Origin of the sequence: Pseudoalteromonas sp. PAB 2.2, assembly GCF_001938575.1 — a bacterium.
GTDB lineage: Bacteria > Pseudomonadota > Gammaproteobacteria > Enterobacterales > Alteromonadaceae > Pseudoalteromonas > Pseudoalteromonas lipolytica.
Genome location: NZ_LYPI01000035.1, coordinates 1 through 2,806, shown reverse-complemented (window position 1 = coordinate 2,806; position 2,806 = coordinate 1). Strand labels below are relative to the sequence as shown.

Annotated in this window: 1 protein-coding gene; it reads left to right on the top strand. The window is 42.5% G+C overall.

Features of this window, described 5'->3' with window-relative positions; genetic code table 11:
* Positions 1-2,806: bifunctional proline dehydrogenase/L-glutamate gamma-semialdehyde dehydrogenase PutA (gene putA, locus BWD47_RS19915; RefSeq protein ID WP_075594541.1), on the top strand; the 2,806-nt coding region annotated here is incomplete at both ends.

Genomic DNA, 2,806 nt, shown 5'->3' with positions numbered 1-2,806 from the left:
GTATTTAGTGATGACGATTTAGGTAACTGGAATGGTTTTGGTTTAGCTGTTCAAGCATACCAAAAACGCGCTATTTTTGTGGTTGAGTGGGTTGCTGATCTTGCTCGTCGCGTTGGCCGTAAATTAATGGTTCGCCTTGTTAAAGGTGCATACTGGGATACAGAAATCAAAACTACTCAGCAAGATGGTTTAGATCACTACCCTGTATTTACTCGTAAAGCGACAACTGACGTTTCTTACAAAGCCTGTGCTATCAAGCTACTTGAAGCACGTGATGTGCTTTACCCGCAATTTGCAACACACAATGCTTACACTGCTGCAACTATTTTAGAAGTTGCTAAAGGCGACCACGAAGGCTTTGAATTCCAACGCCTACACGGTATGGGTGAGTCGTTATTCGACCAAATCGTAACCCAAGAAAAAATTCAATGTCGCGTTTATGCGCCTGTTGGTCAACACGAAGACTTACTTGCATACTTAGTTCGTCGTTTATTAGAAAACGGTGCTAACTCATCATTCGTAAATGCGATTGTTGATACCACTAAGCCTGTTGAATCACTTTTACCTGACCCAGTAGAAACACTGCAAGGTTTACGTAACAAGTACAACACGCAAATTAAAATGCCAATTGATTTATATGGTGAAGAACGTGCTAACTCAAAAGGCATGGACTTAACTGATATCAATGTCATCACTCCATTTAAAGAAAATCTAGATGCGTGGTTTGCAGAGCATCGTATTGATTTAAATGATGTGCCTGAAGGCTCTCTAGCAGTGAAGAATCCAGCAAATCACAAAGAAGTGATTGGTCATGTAAAACTTCACTCTTCTGAAGAGATGACAGCATTATTAGAAAATGCAGAAAAAGCATTTGAATCATGGTCACAAACACCGGTTAAAGAGCGTGCTAACTTACTACGCCGTATTGCTGATATTCTAGAACGTCATCACGATGAGCTAGTTGCTATCTGTATTAAAGAAGCGGGTAAAATTACCAAAGATGGTATTGATGAAGTTCGTGAAGCCGTTGATTTCTGCCGCTATTACGCAGCTCGAGCTGAAGAATTAGCACAAGATGAGCGTTTTGAAGCACGTGGTGTGATCTTATGTATCAGCCCGTGGAACTTCCCACTTGCAATCTTCTTAGGCCAAGTTGCTGCAGCAATCGTGACTGGTAACACAGTTATTGCAAAACCAGCTGAACAAACAAGCTTAATTGCCTTACGTACTATCGAGCTTATGTTATCTGTTGGTTTACCTGAGCACGTTGTACAACCTGTTATCGCACGTGGTAGCGATGTAGGTAAAACAATTGTTCCTGATGAGCGAATTCAAGCAGTTATGTTCACAGGTTCAACAGAAACAGGTACCCTTATTTCGCAAACACTTGCTGCGCGTAACGATATTCAAGTACCACTAATTGCTGAAACCGGTGGTCAAAACTGTATGATCGTTGACTCAACGGCTCTACCAGAGCAAGTTGTTGACGATGTGATCAGCTCAGGTTTCCAAAGTGCCGGTCAACGTTGTTCTGCACTTCGTGTGTTGTTCTTACAAGAAGATGTTGCTGATGGCATCATCGAAATGCTTAAAGGCGCATTAAAAGAGCTACATGTTGGCGATCCTTCGTTACTTTCGACTGACATTGGTCCTGTAATCGACGAAAAAGCACTGAAAAATTTAAATGAACATGTTGAATACCTAAAAGGTAACGCAACACTTCATTATGAGTGTGAAATTCCTGATAACAACGAAAATGGCGCTTATTTCTTTGCTCCTCGTCTATATGAGATCAAAGACTTATCTGTGCTTAAACGTGAAGTATTTGGCCCGTGTGTACATATCATCCGTTTCAAAGGTACAGAGCTTGATAACGTGATTGATCAAATCAATGGCACTGGCTTTGGCTTAACGATGGGTGTGCATTCACGTATCGAAGAGCGTTGTGAATACTTAGCGAAAATGTCGCGTGCAGGTAACGTTTACATCAACCGTAACATGATTGGTGCGATTGTTGGCGTTCAACCTTTTGGTGGTCGTGGTCTATCAGGTACTGGTCCGAAAGCAGGTGGCCCTAACTACTTACAACGTCTAGTGAAAGAGAAAGCATCACCAGATAACGTGCAAATGACAAACCTAACACCTGATGAGCTAGATACTCACCACTATTCAGGTGCGGCTGAGCAAGTTGCTAAGTTAATGGAAAACTCATTACGTGATGAGAAGATCTGGCGTTCAACACCGTTAAATGACCGAGTTTCGGCTGTGCGTCAATTACTTGCTAAAGTTGCAACCGTTGAAATCATTGATGAGCTTGCTGATGACTTAGCATTAACCCTTGCTGATGCACGTGCGCAGCTTAACCGTCTTGAAAAGCACATGCGTAAACACACTGTGTTGCCTGGGCCTACGGGTGAGTCAAACACGCTACACTTAGAACCACGTGGTTGCGTAGTATGTTATGCAGATAAGAGTACGTCATTTAACTTCTGGGCAATTTCTATTATCACTGCACTTGCGGCTGGTAATACTGTTATCACTGTTGCTTCAGAGTTGTTCTATGACGAAGCTGTGGCGTTTAAAGATAAGTTTATCTCAACAGGTATTGCAGAGGGTGTATTCCAAGTAGCTAAACCTAATCAGTTACAAGCTATTTTAGCGCATCCTCACCTTGCTGGTGCCGTTGTTGCTGCGCGTTCATCTCGCTTAGGCTAWTTCAGCCAGCAGTTAGCACAACGTAAAGGTGCAATCCTGCCGGTAATTAGCTCTGAGTACTACGATACGCTAATCAAGCGCTTACTGACTG